The 16,321-nt window shown below is 70.4% G+C and carries 17 protein-coding genes and 1 pseudogene; 9 read left to right on the top strand and 9 right to left on the bottom strand.

Annotated features, from left to right (window positions below; all coding sequences use genetic code 11):
- Positions 1-182: 182 nt before the first annotated feature.
- Positions 183-1,754, top strand: a complete 1,572-nt coding sequence (locus ACZ4FH_RS30825) for a beta-N-acetylhexosaminidase (protein WP_467309089.1) — start codon at positions 183-185, stop codon at positions 1,752-1,754.
- 135 nt (positions 1,755-1,889) lie between these two features.
- On the opposite strand, the gene ACZ4FH_RS30820 is transcribed toward ACZ4FH_RS30825, so the two are convergent.
- Complete coding sequence (locus tag ACZ4FH_RS30820; protein WP_467309064.1) at positions 1,890-2,690, bottom strand: FkbM family methyltransferase; 801 nt, start codon at positions 2,688-2,690, stop codon at positions 1,890-1,892.
- Positions 2,691-2,844: 154 nt separating this feature from the next.
- Here ACZ4FH_RS30820 and ACZ4FH_RS30815 point away from each other — a divergent pair, with 154 nt between their 5' ends.
- Positions 2,845-3,882, top strand: a complete 1,038-nt coding sequence (locus tag ACZ4FH_RS30815) for an RNA polymerase subunit sigma-70 (RefSeq protein WP_467309063.1) — start codon at positions 2,845-2,847, stop codon at positions 3,880-3,882.
- 8 nt (positions 3,883-3,890) lie between these two features.
- Here ACZ4FH_RS30815 and ACZ4FH_RS30810 read toward each other — a convergent pair whose 3' ends face one another.
- On the bottom strand, positions 3,891-5,003 hold the full coding sequence (locus ACZ4FH_RS30810; protein ID WP_467309062.1) for a helix-turn-helix domain-containing protein: 1,113 nt from the start codon (positions 5,001-5,003) through the stop codon (positions 3,891-3,893).
- Between the two features lie 591 nt (positions 5,004-5,594).
- On the opposite strand from ACZ4FH_RS30810, the gene ACZ4FH_RS30805 reads away from it, so the two are divergent.
- The 5 genes and pseudogenes from ACZ4FH_RS30805 to ACZ4FH_RS30785 all read left to right on the top strand — a co-directional run bounded on the left by ACZ4FH_RS30805 (position 5,595) and on the right by ACZ4FH_RS30785 (position 7,633).
- Entirely contained in the window at positions 5,595-5,858 is a 264-nt protein-coding gene (locus ACZ4FH_RS30805; RefSeq protein ID WP_467309061.1) for a hypothetical protein, read from the top strand.
- Complete coding sequence (locus tag ACZ4FH_RS30800; protein WP_467309060.1) at positions 5,855-5,983, top strand: hypothetical protein; 129 nt, start codon at positions 5,855-5,857, stop codon at positions 5,981-5,983. The genes ACZ4FH_RS30805 and ACZ4FH_RS30800 overlap by 4 nt, the downstream gene beginning before the upstream one ends.
- Before the next feature lie 183 nt (positions 5,984-6,166).
- Positions 6,167-6,395 (top strand): annotated as a pseudogene (locus ACZ4FH_RS30795) (hypothetical protein); the annotation flags it as partial.
- Positions 6,396-6,412: 17 nt separating this feature from the next.
- Entirely contained in the window at positions 6,413-7,075 is a 663-nt protein-coding gene (locus tag ACZ4FH_RS30790) for a YdcF family protein (protein WP_467309059.1), read from the top strand.
- 135 nt (positions 7,076-7,210) lie between these two features.
- Positions 7,211-7,633, top strand: coding sequence for a hypothetical protein (locus ACZ4FH_RS30785; RefSeq protein ID WP_467309058.1), 423 nt, complete (start codon positions 7,211-7,213; stop codon positions 7,631-7,633).
- Here ACZ4FH_RS30785 and ACZ4FH_RS30780 read toward each other — a convergent pair.
- Genes ACZ4FH_RS30780 through ACZ4FH_RS30750 form a run of 7 tightly spaced genes read right to left on the bottom strand, consistent with a single transcriptional unit; the run spans position 7,630 to position 14,359 of the window.
- Positions 7,630-8,748 (bottom strand): DegT/DnrJ/EryC1/StrS family aminotransferase, encoded by a 1,119-nt coding sequence (locus ACZ4FH_RS30780; protein ID WP_467309057.1) that lies wholly within the window; start codon positions 8,746-8,748, stop codon positions 7,630-7,632. The two genes, ACZ4FH_RS30785 and ACZ4FH_RS30780, sit on opposite strands and share 4 nt — an antisense overlap.
- A complete protein-coding gene (locus ACZ4FH_RS30775) occupies positions 8,745-9,188 on the bottom strand; it encodes a sugar 3,4-ketoisomerase (protein ID WP_383641551.1) in 444 nt (147 codons plus the stop codon). Before ACZ4FH_RS30775 ends, ACZ4FH_RS30780 begins: the two co-directional genes overlap by 4 nt.
- 60 nt (positions 9,189-9,248) lie before the next feature.
- Positions 9,249-10,472 (bottom strand): DegT/DnrJ/EryC1/StrS family aminotransferase, encoded by a 1,224-nt coding sequence (locus ACZ4FH_RS30770; RefSeq protein WP_467309055.1) that lies wholly within the window; start codon positions 10,470-10,472, stop codon positions 9,249-9,251.
- A 35-nt stretch (positions 10,473-10,507) separates the two neighbouring features.
- Complete coding sequence (locus tag ACZ4FH_RS30765) at positions 10,508-11,311, bottom strand: ABC transporter permease (protein ID WP_383641555.1); 804 nt, start codon at positions 11,309-11,311, stop codon at positions 10,508-10,510.
- Complete coding sequence (locus ACZ4FH_RS30760) at positions 11,308-12,315, bottom strand: ATP-binding cassette domain-containing protein (protein ID WP_467309053.1); 1,008 nt, start codon at positions 12,313-12,315, stop codon at positions 11,308-11,310. Before ACZ4FH_RS30760 ends, ACZ4FH_RS30765 begins: the two co-directional genes overlap by 4 nt.
- Positions 12,312-13,577: a macrolide family glycosyltransferase gene (locus ACZ4FH_RS30755; RefSeq protein WP_467309051.1), complete on the bottom strand. Its 1,266-nt coding sequence runs from the start codon at positions 13,575-13,577 to the stop codon at positions 12,312-12,314. Before ACZ4FH_RS30755 ends, ACZ4FH_RS30760 begins: the two co-directional genes overlap by 4 nt.
- 32 nt (positions 13,578-13,609) lie before the next feature.
- Positions 13,610-14,359: a thioesterase II family protein gene (locus tag ACZ4FH_RS30750; RefSeq protein WP_383641564.1), complete on the bottom strand. Its 750-nt coding sequence runs from the start codon at positions 14,357-14,359 to the stop codon at positions 13,610-13,612.
- A gap of 267 nt (positions 14,360-14,626) precedes the next feature.
- Here ACZ4FH_RS30750 and ACZ4FH_RS30745 point away from each other — a divergent pair, with 267 nt between their 5' ends.
- Both ACZ4FH_RS30745 and ACZ4FH_RS30740 read left to right on the top strand, forming a co-directional pair.
- Complete coding sequence (locus ACZ4FH_RS30745; protein WP_467309049.1) at positions 14,627-16,006, top strand: NDP-hexose 2,3-dehydratase family protein; 1,380 nt, start codon at positions 14,627-14,629, stop codon at positions 16,004-16,006.
- 57 nt (positions 16,007-16,063) lie between these two features.
- Positions 16,064-16,309, top strand: coding sequence for a DUF5988 family protein (locus ACZ4FH_RS30740; RefSeq protein WP_383641570.1), 246 nt, complete (start codon positions 16,064-16,066; stop codon positions 16,307-16,309).
- The last annotated feature ends 12 nt before the right edge of the window (positions 16,310-16,321 follow it).

The raw sequence follows: 16,321 nt of genomic DNA, 5'->3' as shown, positions 1-16,321 counted from the left end.
ACTAGGGCTCCCGCTAGACCGTGTTGACCAAGCTGGTTGTCGATGGATTCAGGACATCAGTCCGCCTCACATCAGTCCGCCTCGACAGAGAGACGCAGTCACCGATGAACACACACGCAAGTCCACCCGGACACCGTCTCGCACGCCGTGCGAAGGGGACAGTGATCGCGGTCGTGGTGACGATGACGGCCATGCTGACCACGGCGAGCGCGTCGGCGGGCGGCCAGGCCCGGGTGAGCGGCACGGTGCCGCTGACCCGGGTCGTCCCGCAGCCCGCCGAGGTCCGCACCACGGCCGGTGTCGCCTTCGATCTGGAGCCGGACGACGCGGTCTACGCGACCGCCGGTTCCAAGGAGGCGACCGACGCCGCCGCGTTCCTCACCGGCCTGCTGCGCAAGCCCACCGGTTACGCCCTCCCGGTGCGCTCCCTGGCCTCCGGCGCCCGGCCGGAGGGCATCGTGCTGGCGCTCGGCGGCGCCAACAAGGTGACGAAGCCCGAGGGCTACGAACTGGAGGTGACCTCACACGCCGTCACGATCCGCGCCGACGACCGCGCCGGCCTGTTCAACGGGGTGGAGACGCTGCGTCAGCTGCTGCCGGTCAAGGTCGACCGCGCCCAGCGGATGCCGGGTCCCTGGAGGGTGCAGGGCGGCGTGATCTCGGACGCCCCGCGCTACGGGTACCGGGGCGCCATGCTCGACGTGGCCCGGCACCACCTTCCGGCCCCGGACGTGAAGGGCTACATCGACGCCATCGCCCGCTACAAGATCAACTATCTGCATCTGCACCTGGTCGACGACCAGGGCTGGCGGATCGAGATCAAGTCCTGGCCGGAACTGGCCAAGATCGGTGGCAGCAGCGGCACCGGCGGGATGCTCGGCGGCTACTACACGCAGGAGCAGTACAGCGACCTCGTCGCCTACGCCTGGGCGCGCGGCGTCACGGTCGTCCCGGAGATCGAGGGCCCGAGCCACATGCACTCGGCGCTGGCCTCGTACGCCAAGCTGACCTGTGACGGCAAGCCGCTGGAGCCGTACACCGACTGGGTGAACAGCCCGCTCGGCAAGCTGTGCATCGACAACCCGACGACGTACGAGTTCCTGGACGACGTGATCGGCGAGATAGCGGCCCTCACCCCCGGGCCGTACATCCACATCGGCGGTGACGAGGCGCACGAGCGGCCGCAGGCCGAGATGGACCTCTACCTCCAGAAGGTCGCCAAGCTGGTCGAGAAGCACGGCAAGAAGGTCTTCGGCTGGCAGGAGGCCGCCGGGTCGCTCGACCCGAAGACCTCGATGACCGAGCTGTGGGCCGCGGGCATCAACGACGAGCAGCTGGTCGAGGCCGCCAAGGGCGGCGGAAAGTTCGTCATGGCGCCGGCGAGCAACGCCTATCTCGACATGAAGTACAACGACGCGCTGCCGGAGTACCCCGTCGGCAACTCCTGGGCGGGGACCTCCACGGTGGAGGACTCCTACGACTGGAAGCCCGAGGAGCAGGTGGCCGGGCTGGGCGAGTCCACGATCGCCGGCGTCGAGGCGCCGCTGTGGTCGGAGACGGTCTTCGGCATCAACCAGCTGGAGAACCTCGCCTTCCCGCGCCTCCTGTCGATCGCCGAGATCGGCTGGGCGAAGGCGTCCTCGCACAACTGGGACGCCTTCAAGGTGCGCCTCGCGGCCCAGGGGCCGCGGCTGCGCGAGGCACGCGTGAACTACTACCCCTCGCCCGAGGTCCCCTGGCCGCTGGGCAGCTGACAGCGGCGGCCCCGGCGCCTTCACGGGCGCCGGGGCCGTGCGGGTGGTGGTCACGGAGTTCGTGAGCACGGCATACGGAAACGCTCGGCCGGAATACCTCCGGCCGAGCGTTTTCCGTATACCGAGCCCGCAGGGTCACACGCGAACGGCCTGCACCATGTAGTAGTTTTCCTCGGCGTCGGTCAGCGGCGCCTGCTGTGGCGTCACCTCGAAGCCCTGCGCGCGCAGGATCGAGCACACCCGCTCCAGCTGGTCGTCCAGGTCGGCGACCTCCACGACGGCCCGGCGGATCCGCGGCCACTGCGCGTCGTCGATGCCGAGCAGCACATCGGCCTCGGCACCCTCCACGTCGACCTTCAGCAGGTCCACATCACGGTCCGCCGGCAGATACGCCGCGAGCCGCTCCACGTCGACCGTCACCTTCTCGGCGAAGTACATCTGCTCCGCCAGCGCCGCGTCGGACAGCTGCGCCATGTGCGCCTTCGGCTGCTCCTTGATCTCCGGGTACCGGGTGGAGTTGGCCGGCAGCATCGGGAAGAACGAGAAGGTGACACCGGCCTCCGGCTTGCTGCCCAGGGCCGTGCGGTGCAGCGTGACGTCCGTGTGGCCGTGCAGGTCCATGTTCCTGCCGAACAGGTCGATCGAGTCCGGCATGGGCTCGAACGAGACGATCTCCGCCTCCGGGTACCTGCTCTTGATGAACAGGACGAACATCCCGATATTGCCCCCGACGTCGAACACCAGCGGCTTGTCCGGCAGCTCCAGGGCGCTGTAACAGCCCTGCTGGAAGATCTCGTCGTAGATGTACTGCGTTTCGAGGACGCTCTGCGTGTACACCTGCAGGCCGTCACCCAGCTTGACCAGTTCCGTCACCATCGCCCCTTGGTCGACCCGGTAGGTGGAGAGTTTGTGAACCGAGCGTATGGGCGTGGGCACGGCCCGGACGGATTCGGCCGGCGCATCTAGTTGAACAACTAAGCGGGTGGTGGGGAGGCGCCTCGTCACGCCCGCTGCGGGAGAGCGGTGATGAGTTTTCGCGACCGCACCCGTCACATCTACGACGGACACGATGGGACGGAGGGACGGTCTGATGAGTGGGAACAGGGCGGCGGGCACGGTGCTGGAGGGGTTCGGTATGAGCGGGCCGGGCGTGAAGGGGCTGGGAGAGGCCGACGAATCGGCGTTCTCGGGGCTGGCCGAGCGGCATCGGCGGGAGCTGCACGTGCACTGCTACCGCATGCTCGCGTCGTTCGAGGACGCCGAGGACACCGTGCAGGAGACGTTCCTGCGGGCCTGGCGGCGGCGGGAGACCTTCCAGGGCCGGTCGACGTTCCGGGCCTGGCTGTACAAGATCGCCACCAATGCCTGCCTGGACCTCCTCGCCAAGCGCCGCCCGGAGCCCGCGAGCGGCGGCGAGGTGCGGTGGCTGCAGCCCTACCCGGACCGGCTGCTCGACGAACTGCTCGACGAGCTGCCCGCGGCGAACGCGGACGAGCCCGAGAGCATGGCGGTGGCCCGGGAGACGATCGAGCTGGCGTATGTCGTCGCGGTGCAGCACCTCGCGCCGCGCCCGCGGGCCGTGCTGATCCTGCGGGATGTGCTCGGCTGGCCGGCGAAGGACGTCGCGGGCCTCCTCGGGGACTCCGTCAACTCGGTGAACAGCGCCCTGCAGCGGGCCCGTTCCGGATTGCGCGCGCACCTCCCCGGCGAGCGGCAGGACTGGAGCGTCAGCGAGGAGGACACCACCACGCGCGAGCTGGTGCGCCGGTACACCGAGGCCAGCGTGGCCACGGACGTCAAGGCGCTGGCCTCGATGCTCCGGGACGACGTCCGCTTCTCGATGCCGCCCACCCCCGGCACGTTCGTCGGCCGCGACGCGGTGGTGAACTTCCTGGTCGAGAGCGGCTTCGAGGGCATGACCGGCCTGCGCGCCGTCCCCACCTCCGTGAACCGGCAGCCTGCGCGGGCCTTCTACCTCTGGCAGTCCTCCGAGCGCGCGTATCTGCCGCTGACGATCGACGTCCTGCGCATCACCGGTGGGGCGATCACCGAGATCACCACCTTCCACGCCGACCGGTTCGCGCGCCTCGGGCTCCCGGAGCGTCTGTCCGCGGACGGCAGCACGTGATGACGCCCCTACGACGCTGCGTACGTCTGTGGCTGTGGCTGTGCCGCTGCCTGCGCCCGTTCGGCTCGGCAGTCGCGGCAGTAGGCGGGCTCGGGATCGGGGGAACGGAAGGAGCGCTCGCAGCCGTCGCAGGTCACGAGGGGAATGACGACGATCTTGCGACGTGGCGGCGGGACGAGGTCGGCGGTGCCGGGGAGCGGCGGTGGCAGAAGCGCGGTGATCCGGCTGCGGACGAACTTCGCCGGGTGTTTGACGGGGACCGGAAGGTCGCTGGTGAGGGCATGGCGTACGGCGTCGGGGTGCGCGTCCCGTTCGAGCCAGGTTGCGACGCCGGGTGCGAGATTCGCGATATCCGCCTCGGACAGGGTCAGCTGGGGCGCGTGACGGCGCAGGTCGGCGAGCAGCGCCGTGGCGGCCCGGTGAAGCTCCTCGGTGGGTGAGTGGGGCCGGGGCAGCGGTGCGGGCCGCTTCCTCGGAGCCGTACGAGCCGGTACGTGGACGAACGCAGCGGGGGCGGGAACCGTCGGAGGTGGGGACGCCGGGGGCTGGAGCGGGGACGGGGGCGGCGGGGGAGCGGCCGGTGTCTGCGGAGGCGGTGGCGGTGGTGGGGCCGTTGTTTCGTCGTGGACGTCCGCGTCAGGACGTGGGGGCGGCAGCGTGGTGATCTTGGGGGCGGTGGTCTTCCGAGTGGCGGGTTCGGGCTTGGCGGGCCTCGGTTCGGCGGATTCGGGTCCGATGGTGCGCGGCTGGTTGTACGAGACCGTACGGGTGACCAAGCGGCCCGTACGGAGCCGTACGCGGCTGCGGTGCAGATAGCCGACCGCCTCCAGTTCGCGCAGGGCGGCCGCGATCCGCGTCTCGCTCTCCGGGAAGCGCTCGGCGAGGACCTTGATGCCGACCTTCGCCCCGGCGGGCAGCGACTGGATGTGCACGGCGAGCCCGATCGCGACGAGCGAGAGCGCGCGGTGCTGGGCGAGGTGGTTGCCGATGACCACGAAGCCGGAGACGTGGCGGACGTTGACGTGGATGACGCCGGAAGTCGGCGTGACGTCGGTCTGAGGCCCGGGTGAGGGTGAGCTGCGCCGGGCGGGCGGGGGCGCGATAGCCTGCGAGGTATCCATTGGGAAGTGCTGTCTTCCTCGTGGTCAGGCCCTCGTTCGAGATTGTCAGTCTCGCCGGGGGCCGTCTCATGTTCTGGGGTGATCGGTCGCCGCGAGCATATGCCAGCCAACCCGCCCCGAATCCAGCCCGATTGCCCTTTGTCACCCGTGCGAGTGATGCAGGTCAGGACGGGGGTGGGGTGGGGTTTGGTTGGGTTTTTTCCCCAAGTTCTTTAAAAGCCTTTAGACGTCGTGGGCCACCACGTCCCGGGCAGCCGGGACGCGGTTCACCGGGTCGTGGAAACCCACGATCCGGTGGTGGGCTGTGGTCAGTGGTCGCCAGCAACGTCGTATCGAGCTTCAGCGACGTGCTTGCCGCTGCCGCCGGGATCGTCCTCGGCCAGCGTGGCCGTGGCGCCCTTGTGGCCGTTCTGTGAGGCGTCAGGTCACAGGACTGGTGTGACCGGTTCTCGGGGGTGCTCACGCCGGTTGCGAGTCACTGCCTGCGAAGGAGATCGTCCGCCCCTCTGATTTTCATCATCCGCGGGCTATTAGGGTTGTCATACAGGCCTTGAGCTGCGGCAGCGGTGTCACATGAAGAAGGGGGGTCTGGTGCTGGAGAAGTCCTCTCCGCTGTGGTGGTTGTTTGCCGCGGTCAGTGTGGTGCTGTACCTCGCCCTGTTTTTTCCAGGGATGGTCAACCGGCGGCAGATGATCTGGGTGTCGTGCGGTCCGGTGGCGGGGTTCCTCGCGATTGCGGCCTTCAGCGCCAACTACGACTGGTCTCTGAACGAACTGCTTCCCGTCTACTGCGGGGGATCCTGGGCATCGCTCTGGGCATCGTGGGCCATTGGGAGGCGATGCGGGCCTTCATGACGTGGCGTGCGGAGAACCCCGGCAAGCCTGACGACGAGGGGCCGGGTGTTCCCTGGATGCTCCAGATAGCCTTCACACTGCCGATTTTCCTCGGTGGCGCGCTCTGGTACGTGAAGACCTACTGACCCTAAGCGGTCCGGGAGCGGAGCCGCCACTCCCCGCTGCGCCGGTCCGTGCAGCATCACGCCCTCGGTGAGGGGGGAGGCAGGCCGGATCGCCCTCCCAGCGGGCGGCGAAGATCCGGACGGGCGTGTCAGCCCGGCTGGGCCCGCGACTTCCGCGTTGAGGAGCGATGCGGCGGGGGATTCGCGGTCGACGACCGGCTCTGCCGTTGCGACCGGGCCAGATCACGGCTGTGGGTGGGGACTGCGCTGAGCAGGGATGGCCGGCACGGCTACGCGGCCCCGCGATGATGGCCTCCACGTCCTCGACAAGGCCGCGACCATGGCCGCCCGCTTCGGGCTGTCCCACCTGCCGGCCAGCATCGAGAACATCAAGGGCACGAGCACGGGGCTGTCCAGCCCCGCCGGCCGGTGAACAGGGAGACAGCAGGCGTGGGCGAGAAGCAGATCATCACCGAGGACCAGTGGTGCCGGGTCAAGCTGATCTGGGACTACCACCTCATGGGCCACCCGCTGCGACCCGCGGACGTGGCGATCGGCCTGGGCAGCCACGACCTCGGCGTCGCCGCGGCTTCCGCGGACCTCTATCACCGCGGCCTGTTCCCGACGCTGGTCTTCACCGGCGGAAACAGCCCCACCACGAAGGCCCGGTTCCCTCGCGGTGAAGCCGTCCACTTCCGTGAGCACGCTCTCGAACTCGGCGTCCCCGATGAGGCGATCGTCGTCGAGCCGAACGCCGCGAACACCGGCCAGAACATCGCCCTCACCCGCGACCTCCTGGCCGCGGCGGGCATCGTCCCGACGACGGTCATGCTGGTCTCCAAGCCCTATATGGAGAGGCGATCCTTCGCCACCGCCCGCAAATTGTGGCCCGGCGTCGAGGTCGTGTGCGCCTCGGAGCCTCTCGAACTGGACGACTACGTCAAGTCCATCGGCGATGAGAAGCTCGTGGTGGACATGCTCGTCGGCGATCTCCAGCGAGTGATCGAGTACCCCAAGCGGGGCTTCGCCATCGCCCAGGACGTCCCGGAGGACGTGCATGCCGCGTACGAGTCCCTCATCCGCGACGGCTTCACCAGCCGCCTCATCTCCTGAGCAGCCCGCCGCCGTCGCCGAGACCTCCACCGTCATCCCGCCGGTCCCGCACAGATACGTGCCGGCGGGATGACGTGTCTCGACCCGGCCCCGTTCGCCGTCCGACCCCGCATCAACGCAAGAGTGGAACGCTCAATGTCATCCCCGCACCCCCTCACCCCCGGCGACAAGCTCCCCGACGCCAAGCTCGCCGAAGCCAAGAAGCTCCTCGGCCTTCCGCGCATCGTCGTGATCTGCGGATCCACCCGCTTCATGGCCGAGATGGCCGAGGCGGATCTGCGGGAGACCGCGGCCGGCCGGATCGTCGTCAAGCCGGGCTGCGACATGAAGTCGCCGCATGAGCTCTGGGCCGATCCCGCCGGGGCGGAGGCGTTGAAGGCGCGGCTCGACGGGCTTCATCGGGCGAAGATCCGGCTTGCCGACGAGGTGCTGGTGGTCGGGGACTACATCGGGGAGAGCACGCGGGCGGAGATCGCGTACGCCCGGTCGCTGGGGAGGCCCGTGCGGTTCACGCATCCCGATGTCGACCCCGGCGGTGAGGCGGGTGACGGGCGCTAGGCACCCAGCTCCAGCGCCGCCGACCGTACTGCGTCCACGACCAGTTCGACGGCTACGTCGGACATATGGGGGCCGATGGGCAGGCTCAGGACCTCGTTGGCGAGGCGTTCCGATTTCGGGAGGGTGGGGGAGGGGGTGTGGTCGGCGTAGGCGGGGGTGCGGTGGACGGGGACCGGGTAGTGGATGAGGGTGCCGATGCCCGCTTCGTCCAGGCGTTGCTGGAGGAGGGTGCGGTGGGGGGTGCGCAGGACGTACTGGTGCCAGACGTGTTCGGCCCAGGGTTCGGTGCCGGGGGTGAGGAGGCCGGGGAGGCCGGTGAAGGCCTCGGTGTAGCGGTGGGCGATGGTGCGGCGGCGGTCGTTCCAGGCGTCGAGGTGGGGGAGCTTGGCGGCGAGGACGGCGGCCTGGATCTCGTCCAGGCGGGAGTTGGCGCCCTTGATCTCGTGGACGTACTTCTCGCGGGAGCCGTAGTTGCGGAGGAGCCGCAGGCGGTCCGCGAGGGCCGGGTCGTCGGTGACGACGGCGCCGGCGTCGCCGAGGGCGCCGAGGTTCTTGCCGGGGTAGAAGCTGAAGGCGACCGCGTGGCCGCTGCCGACGCGGCGGCCGCGGGCGCGGGCGCCGTGGGCCTGGGCGGCGTCCTCCAGGACGGCGAGGCCGTGGCGGTCGGCGAAGCGGCGGAGGGCGTCCGGGTCGACCGGGTGGCCGTAGAGGTGGACCGGCATGACGGCCCGGGTGCGCGGGGTGACCGCGGCGTCGAGCTGGTCGGTGTCGATGAGGAAGGAGCCCTCGGCCGGCTCCACGGGGACGGGGCGCGCGCCGGTCGCCGAGACGGGGAGCCAGCTGCCGACGAAGGTGTGGGCGGGGACGATCACCTCGTCGCCCGGTCCCACGCCGAGCGCCCGGAGGGTCAGCTCCAGGGCGGCGAGACCGCTGGCCGTCGCGACGCAGTGGGCGTTGCCGCAGTAGGCGGCGTAGGCCTCCTCGAAGGCCTCCAGCTCGGCGCCGAGGATGTAGCGGCCGGAGCGCGAGACCCGCAGCACGGCCGCGTCGATCTCCTCCTGCACGCCGGTGGCCCCGTGCATCTCGCGCAGGTCGAAGAAGGGAACCTTGGTCACGTCTGCCTCCGGCTGTCCCGCAGGAATTCCTGGTACTCGCGGTAGTAGTCCGCTTCGTCGTAGTGGTGCGACGCCAGGACGAGGCAGACCCCGCCCGGGGTGAAGTCGCTGAGGTCCCGCCAGACCATCGGGCCGACGTACAACGCCGTCCCGGGGGTGTCCAGGCGGTACTCGGCCTGCTGGAAGCCGTCGTCCAGGCGCAGGGTGAAGCCGCCGTGCGCGGCGACGAAGAGCTGCTCCAGCTCGCGGTGGGCGTGCCCGCCGCGGGAGGTGCCCGCCGCCAGGTCGTGCAGGAAGTAGACCCTGCGGATCTCGAACCCGGCGGTCCACTCCGACTCGGCGACCGAGACGCAGCCGCGTTCGTCCCTGTGCTGTCCGAGTTCGACGATCCGGCTGGGCTTGACCCTGCCGACGGGTGTCTCGGTGATACTCGCTGCCATCGCAGCCACTCCTCGATCGTGTCCGGCGCGCGCGGGGGGATGGCTGTGCCGGTCGGGTCGCTATCGGTCCGTGGTGCCTGCCGTACGGGCCTGCCCCAGCGCGGTCACCTCCGGTCCGTGGGCGACGGCGACGCGGATCGCGTCGCTGATGGTCTCGATGTCGTCGGCACCGACCGCGGGGCCGGTGGGCAGGGCGAGCAGCTGCCCGCAGAGCGCCTCCGCGTGCGGCGCCTCGACCGGCCCGTCCTCGGCGTACGGCTGGAGCTGGTGCATGGCCTGCGCGAAGTACGGCTGGGCCAGGATGTGTTCGGCGCGCAGCACGTGGAGCAGCATGTCCCGGTGGAGTCCGGCGGCCTCCCGGTCCACGGTGACCATCAGGTAGTGGTGGGTGTTGCGGTGCCGCTCGTCGTACTCCAGGACCCGCACGCCGGGGATGCCGGCCAGCGCGACCCGGTAGCGCTCGTAGTTGGCGCGGTTGTGCGCGACGGTCTCCGGAAGCGCGTCGAGGGACGTCAGGCCCATGGCGGCGGCGGCCTCGTTCAGCTTGCCGTTGGTGCCGACGTGCCCCACCCGGCCGTCCGGGCTGAAGCCGAAGTTCCGTACGGCCCGCATCCGGTCGGCCAGCGCGTCGTCGTCGGTGACGATGGCACCGCCCTCGAACGAGTTGACGACCTTCGTGGCGTGGAAGCTGAAGACCTCCGCGTCGCCGAAGCCGCCGACCGGGGTGTCGCCGTAGCTGCACCCCAGGGCGGGAGCCGCGTCGAAGTAGAGCCGCAGCCCGTACTTCTCGGCGATCTTCTCCAGCCTCGGCACGTCACAGGGCTGCCCCCACAGGTGGACGCCGATGATCGCCCGGGTCCGGGGGGTGATCAGCGCCTCCACCCGGTCGGGGTCGATGAGCCCGGTCACCGGATCCACGTCGCAGACCACGTGCCGCAGTCCGCGCCAGCGCACGGCGTGGGCCGTGGCCGGGAACGTCAGGGCCGGGACGATCACCTCGTCACCGATCGCGCCGCCGGTCGCCTCGTCCCCCACGAGCATCTGCAGCGCCACGGTGGCGTTGCAGAGGGAGACGCAGTGCCGCACCCCGGCCAGTTCCGCCACCCGCGCCTCGAACTCGTGCATGAGGGGGCCCATGTTGGACAGCCACTCGTTGTCGAGTACCTGGTTCATGCGGTCGAGGAACCGCCGGCGGTCGCCCTGGTTCGGCCGGCCGACCCGGCGGTCCTCCACGAACGCCGGTGGGCCGCCGAACAGTGCCAGATCCTGTGTGCCGTGCTTCATCCGAACATCCCCCTCTGAAAGCGGACCGGGTCTCCTCAGACCCGTCGCCGATACGCTTGTATGGCCAGTGGGGCGAAGACCGCGGTCATCGCCACGGCCCAGCCGGCCGTCCACCACACCGAGCTTCCGACCGGACCGCCCGTGACCAGCGCGCGCAGCGCGGTCGCCTCCTGCGAGATCGGGTTGATGTCGGCCCAGGTCTGCAACCAGCCCGGCATGGTGTCCGTCTTGACGAACACGTTGCTGCAGAAGGTCAGCGGGATCGCCAGTACCCCGCTGAACATGTGCACGGTGGTGGCGGACTTGGCGGCGAGGCCGACCAGCATGGACAGCCAGGCCAGGCCCGCGGCGAACACCATGGCCAGCACCAGCCCGGCCAGCAGCTTCCAGACGCTCGTGCGCACCTCGAAGCCCTGGAGCGCGCCCACCGCCAGCAGCATCAGCAGCCCGACCCCGACCCGCACCAGGGTGCCGATCAGATGGCCGATCAGCGGGGCGATCCGGGCGATGGGCAGGCTGCGCAGGCGGTCGAAGAGACCGTTGGCGATGTCCTGGTGCAGTCCGGTGCCGGTGGTGAGGACGGCGGTGACCGACGACTGCACGATCAGGCCGGGCAGCGCGAACTGGAGGTAGGCGTCGGTGTCCCCGGCGATGGCCCCGCCGAAGACGTACACCAGCAGCGCGATCACGATCAGCGGCTGGACGACGGCGAAGCCGATGATCTCGCCCGGGTTGGCCTTGAGGTGCATCAGGTTGCGGCCGCCCAGGGTCAGGCAGTGCCGGGTCACCGTCAGCAGGCTCAGCCGGTGCTTGGGTGCGGGCGCGGTGAGCGCGGTCATCGGATGCTTCCTTCCGCCGGCGCGGCCGGCGCGGTTCCCGCGGTGGCCAGCTCGGCCACCCGGTCGCGTTCCTTGCGGCCCTTGCTCCCGGTCAGCGACAGGAACACCTCGTCCAGGCTGGGCCGGCGCAGGGCCAGTTCGGTGACCTCGATGCCCGCCTCGTCCAGGCGGCGCAGCACCGCGCTCGGCAGGGCCGTGTCGTTGATCTGGATGCGGAGCGTGCCGCCCTCCCCGGCGGGGCGGATCCCGCTGATCTCCTCGACGATCCGCCGGGTGGCGTCCAGATGGACGGCGTCCGCCGGCTGGATCTCCAGCGTCTGCCGGTCGGTCTTCGCCTTGAGCTCCTCGGGGGTGCCCTTGGCGATGGCCGTGCCGCCGTCGATCACCACGATGTCGTCGGCCAGCTGGTCGGCCTCGTCCATGTACTGCGTCGTCAGCAGCACCGTCGAACCGTTCGTGACGAGCCGGCGCACGATGTCCCACAGCTCGTTGCGGCTCTCCGGGTCGAGACCGGTCGTCGGCTCGTCCAGGAACAGCACCGACGGCTCGCCCACCAGACTGACCGCCAGGTCGAGCCGGCGGCGCATCCCGCCCGAGTACGTCGTCGCCTTGCGGTCACCGGCGTGGCTGAGCCCGAACCGCTCCAGCAGCTCCGCCGCCCGCTGCCGGGCGGCCGCCCGCTTCAGGCCCAGCAGCCGGGCCACCAGGGCGATGTTCTGGGCGCCGGTGAGCTGTTCGTCGATCGCCGCGTACTGGCCGGTGAGGCCGATGACGCGGCGCACCTCGTGCGGTTGGCGGGCGACGTCGTACCCGCAGACGCGGGCGGTCCCGCCGTCGGGCGACATCAGCGAGGCGAGGATCCGCACCGCCGTCGTCTTCCCCGCCCCGTTCGGGCCGAGGACCCCGAGGACGGTGCCCTCGCGGGCCTCCAGGTCGAGCCCGCTGAGCGCGGTGACCTCGCCGAACCGTTTGACGAGGCCCTCGGTCTCGATGGCGTACGTCATCGGACACCCGCGTTCGCCGGGGCGCCGGGCAGAGCTGCCGTGTCCTTCATGATGGTGTCTCCAGGTGTCGCGTAGGAATCGTTGAGCCAGCCGTCGATCACCTGCGCGGCCCGGCCCGGTCCTCCCGCGGCCAGCAGGTCCATGCGCATCCGGGCGACGCTGCGGCGGATCGCGGGATCGGTGGCCACGTGCTCGACCGCGGCCCGCACCCGCTCGGCCGTGACGTCCTCGCCCGGCAGCTCCACGCCCAGCCCCAGTTCGGTGACGCGCGCCGCGTTGACGCGGTCCTCCGGGGTGTAGGTGACGATGACCAGCGGGGTGCCGAACGACAGGGACTCCAGGATGGTGCTCATCCCGGAGTGGCAGACCACGGCCGACGCGTGCGGCAGGACGGTCCCGAACTCCAGCCACTCGTGCATCTCCACCCGGCCGGACGCCGGCGGCTCCTCGGGCAGATTGCCGGGGCCGACCGCCACCACCAGATGCCAGTCCGTGTCCGCGAAGGCCGCTCCGCAGGTCGTGAAGAAGTCCGGGCGGTCATTGACCTCGGTGCCGAGCGTGATCAGCGCCACCGGTCCGTCCCCGCTCCCGGACGGCCGCTGCCACGAACCCGTCCCGGTCCGGCCGGCCGGAACACTGTGCCCGGTGAACGTGTACCGCTCGTCGAAGGTCTCGCCGAACGGCTGGAACTCCCTCGGCAGCAGCACCAGATTGCGTGCGTCGAAATTGGCCATGAACGGCCACACCGCGTCCCGCTCCTCGCCCTCCCCGGCCAGGAAGTCCGCCACCAGGTCGATGCACTTCCCGAGGTTCTCGTCGGCCCCGGAGAACACCTCCATGGCCAGCGAGTAGTGCTCGTTCGAGGCGACGTACGGGAACAGCTGCGCCGTCGGCCGGCCCCAGCGCCGGGCCGCGGTCCGCGCGGTGAAGAAGCTCTCCAGGTCGTACAGGATCAGATCCGGTACGTCGTCCGCGAACGCCTCCAGCGTGCGCGGCAGGATCACGTCCATCGACTCCCGCAGGAACCCCAGCCCCAGCGCGCCGATGTCCTCACCGGTCACATAGCCGGTGCCGAGCCGGCCGCGCCGCGAGGGATAGCCGACGAAACCGGCCCCGGCCGCCGCCACCGGCCCCGCCATGCGCTCGTCCAGCACATAGCTGACCCGGTGGCCGAGCGCCATCAGCAGACGGCTGAACTCCAGCGTCGGATTGACGTGCCCGTGCCCCGGGAAGACCAGGATCGCGATGTGCTTCGCGCTCATGGATGACTGCTCCTGACTCGTCGGCCGGCCGCTCATCGCAGGGCCGGCTCGTGCAGCCGCTCGCCGATGACCTTGATGACGTCGGCGGCGTGGTCGATCAGGTAGAAGTGACCGCCCGCGTACGTACGCAGCTCGAACCCGCCGTCCGTGTGCGCGCTCCAGGCCGCCACCTCGTCGTGGTCCGCCTTCGGGTCGCTGTCGCCGGCCAGGACGGTGACCGGGCAGCGCAGCGCGGGGCCCGGGGTGTAGCGGTACGTCTCCGCCGCCCGGTAGTCGTTGCGGATGGCCGGCAGCACCATGCGCAGCAGCTCCTCGTCGCCGAAGACCCGCTGGTCGGTGCCGCTCAGCCCGCGCAGCTCGCGGATCATGCCGTCGTCGTCGCGCTGGTGCACCCGCTCGTCGCGGACCCGCGACGGGGCGCGCCGGCCGGAGGCGAACACTCGAAGCGGGAACAGCCCCCGGCGCTCCAGCCGGACACCCACCTCGAACGCGAGCGTCGCGCCCATGCTGTGCCCGAAGAGCGCGAACGGCCGGTCGACGGAGGCCGCCACGGCCTCGCACACCCGGTCGGCCAGCACGCCCAGGTCGTCGATCATCGGCTCGTTGCGCCGGTCCTGACGGCCCGGGTACTGCACGGCCAGCGCCTCGACCCGCGGGCTCAGCGCCTGCGCGACCGGGCGGTAGAAGGAGGCCGAACCTCCCGCGTGCGGCAGGCACACCAGCTGGACCGCCGCTTCGGAACTCGGAAAGTAGCGCCGGATCCACACATCGGTGTCGCTCATGTCGGCCTCTCTCGTCGCGAGCACGGCCGGGGTCCGGGGAGGGGCGGGAGCACATGTCCCGTCGGCCGCTGCTGTCTAGGGAAAGTGGCCGACCGGCCTCGCGGCAGTGCCTCGGCGGGGATCTGAGTGAACACCTAGACCGGCCCGGACCCTCTGGGTCAGCTCCCGGGGCCGTGTTCACCTGGTACGCGACGCCATGGGCCGGACCCGGTCGACCGACCGGAACAGGAGCGCCGCCCCACCGACAGACGAACCGGGGGAGACACCATGCCGCTGACCACCGGGCCGCGCGTGCTGCGTCATGCGGACACGACCCTGCAGACCCGTCTCGCGGAGTCGGCCCGTGCCACGGAGGGCGTGGCCACCAGTCCCGAACAGTTCGAGAAGTGGTACGCCGAACGCTGCGCGGCCCAGGTCCAGGAGGTCACCCGGGTCCCGTTCGACCAGCTGCGCAACTGGTCCTTCGCCGAGGACACCGGCCATCTGGTGCACGACAGCGGCCGGTTCTTCTCCGTGGCGGGCCTGCGCGTCGAGGTCGACGAGGACCCGGTGCGCGAGTGGGCCCAGCCCATCATCCTCCAGCCGGAGATCGGCCTCCTCGGCATCGCCGTACGCGAGATCGACGGCGTCCTGCACCTGCTCATGCAGGCCAAGGCCGAGCCCGGCAACCCCAACGGCGTCCAGCTCTCGCCCACCGTGCAGGCCACCAAGAGCAACTACACCGGCGTCCACCGGGGCCGGCTCGTCCCGTACGTGGAGCACTTCGCGAAGGCCGACCCGCGCACCGTGGTCGCCGACGTCCTCCAGTCCGAGCACGGCGCCTGGTTCTACCGCAAGCGCAACCGCAACATGGTCATCGAGGTCGGCCCCGACGTCGAGGCGGGCGAGGACTTCTGCTGGCTGACGCTCGGCCAGGTGCGCGAGCAGATGCGCATCGACCACCGGGTCAACATGGACGCCCGCACCGTCCTGTCCTGCCTCCCCGGCGCCACCGCCGACGAGGGCAGCCTGCACACCGACACCGAACTCCTCAGCTGGATCACCTCGAACCAGGCCGTCCACGATGTGCAGACCACCGTCGTCGGCCTGCGGGACCTGCCCGGCTGGAAGCTGACGGACTCGTCGATCTCCCACGAGCGCGGCCTCTTCTTCAGCGTCATCGGCGTGGACATCGTCGCCAACAGCCGCGAGGTGGGCGGCTGGACCCAGCCGCTCATCGAACCCCACGGCGTCGGCGTCGCCGCCCTGCTCGTCAAGCGGTTCGACGGGGTGCTGCACGTCCTGCTGCGCGCCCGCATCGAACCCGGCTACATCGACGCCATCGAACTCGCCCCGACCGTGCAGGGCACCCCGGAGAACCACGCCTACCTCGGCGGCCTCGTGCACGCGCAGCTGATCGACGCCGAACGCCGGATGCGCACCGACCGGGTGCTGTTCGACGCCGAGATGTCGGAGGAGGGAGGCCGCTTCCACCACTCCCGCAGCCGCTACATGATCATCGAGGTGGGCGACGACCACCCGGACGAGGAGCCGCCCGGCTTCCTCTGGACGGCACTGCCCCAGATCACCTGGCTGCTCCAGCACCGCCACTACCTCAATGTGCAGGCCCGCACCCTCATCGCCTGCCTGCACGCCTGCACGGACTGACCCATCCGTCGTCCGACACCGCACCGTCACGATCCCGGCAGACAGAAGGGGTATCCCATGAGCGGAAAAACCGAGCAGAGCGAGGCCGTCCGCACCGTCCGCGTGACGCTGGTCGGAGGCCCGGCCGACTTCCCCCAGGCCGACCGGACGATCCACGTCAGCGAGGCCGAGGCGCAGCAGAAGATCAAGATCAAGTACTACGGCGGCTACCAGCACTTCGAGCCCTCCGACGAGCTGGGCGGCTCCAGGGGCCCGGCGTCGAGGATCTTCCGCTGGACCGGTTTCACCAAGATCGCGGAATAGTCGGGAGCAGCG

The organism is Streptomyces sp. NPDC024555, assembly GCF_055559335.1.
The sequence above is the reverse complement of the archived record's forward strand: the minus strand, read 5'-3'. Positions and strand labels throughout refer to the sequence as shown.

Coding starts and splice junctions, on each gene's coding strand:
- ACZ4FH_RS30770 (WP_467309055.1), bottom strand. CDS start 10,472: ATGAAGCACGGCACACAGGATCTGGCACTGTTCGGCGGCCCACCGGCG.
- ACZ4FH_RS30825 (WP_467309089.1), top strand. CDS start 183: ATGACGGCCATGCTGACCACGGCGAGCGCGTCGGCGGGCGGCCAGGCC.
- ACZ4FH_RS30765 (WP_383641555.1), bottom strand. CDS start 11,311: ATGACCGCGCTCACCGCGCCCGCACCCAAGCACCGGCTGAGCCTGCTG.
- ACZ4FH_RS30755 (WP_467309051.1), bottom strand. CDS start 13,577: ATGAGCGCGAAGCACATCGCGATCCTGGTCTTCCCGGGGCACGGGCAC.
- ACZ4FH_RS30800 (WP_467309060.1), top strand. CDS start 5,855: ATGACGTGGCGTGCGGAGAACCCCGGCAAGCCTGACGACGAGGGGCCG.
- ACZ4FH_RS30785 (WP_467309058.1), top strand. CDS start 7,211: ATGTCATCCCCGCACCCCCTCACCCCCGGCGACAAGCTCCCCGACGCC.
- ACZ4FH_RS30740 (WP_383641570.1), top strand. CDS start 16,064: ATGAGCGGAAAAACCGAGCAGAGCGAGGCCGTCCGCACCGTCCGCGTG.
- ACZ4FH_RS30815 (WP_467309063.1), top strand. CDS start 2,845: ATGAGTGGGAACAGGGCGGCGGGCACGGTGCTGGAGGGGTTCGGTATG.
- ACZ4FH_RS30745 (WP_467309049.1), top strand. CDS start 14,627: ATGCCGCTGACCACCGGGCCGCGCGTGCTGCGTCATGCGGACACGACC.
- ACZ4FH_RS30810 (WP_467309062.1), bottom strand. CDS start 5,003: ATGGATACCTCGCAGGCTATCGCGCCCCCGCCCGCCCGGCGCAGCTCA.
- ACZ4FH_RS30775 (WP_383641551.1), bottom strand. CDS start 9,188: ATGGCAGCGAGTATCACCGAGACACCCGTCGGCAGGGTCAAGCCCAGC.
- ACZ4FH_RS30750 (WP_383641564.1), bottom strand. CDS start 14,359: ATGAGCGACACCGATGTGTGGATCCGGCGCTACTTTCCGAGTTCCGAA.
- ACZ4FH_RS30760 (WP_467309053.1), bottom strand. CDS start 12,315: ATGACGTACGCCATCGAGACCGAGGGCCTCGTCAAACGGTTCGGCGAG.